This is a genomic window from Cupriavidus sp. 05T313 (assembly GCF_056396665.1).
Window position 1 is genome coordinate 1 of the sequence record NZ_JBFTLX010000592.1, and the last position, 534, is coordinate 534.

Genomic DNA, 534 nt, shown 5'->3' on the forward strand with positions numbered 1-534 from the left:
TCATGGAAGCCATCGCCAAAGTCGTCGCGGAAACCGGGGCTTTGACGGGTAAGCGCCGMCGRGCGGTGGATTCAACGGTCCTTRAYGACGCGGTCGYSAGGCAGGACACGATCACGCAGCTGATCGCCGCGGTCCGCCGCTTCGGCCGGGACATCCCGGGCGGACAAGAACTCGTGACCGCCCACGCCACGGGCTATGACTACATCCGCACGGGTAAGCCGGACATCGCCTGGGATGACCAGGGAGCGAAAGACGGGCTGATCTCCGCGCTGGTCACCGACGCCCTGGCGTTGCTGGCCGCGGTCGAYCCCGAAACGCTGGACGGAAAGGCTGCTGATGCCTACGCTCTGCTGGCCCTGGTCGCCGGGCAGGACGTGGAACCGGCCGAGGACTCCGACGGGACCGACGGGCGATGGCGGATCGCCCGGAAGGTCGCCCCGGACCGGATGATCTCCACCGTTGACCCCGACACCCGGCACGCGCACAAGACCCAGTCCAGGCAGCAGGACGGATACAAGGCCCACATCGTGATCG

The 534-nt window shown here is 67.6% G+C and carries 1 pseudogene; it reads left to right on the forward strand.

The features are described from left to right. Positions 1-534 (forward strand): annotated as a pseudogene (locus AC1DKD_RS41905) (IS5/IS1182 family transposase); the annotation flags it as partial.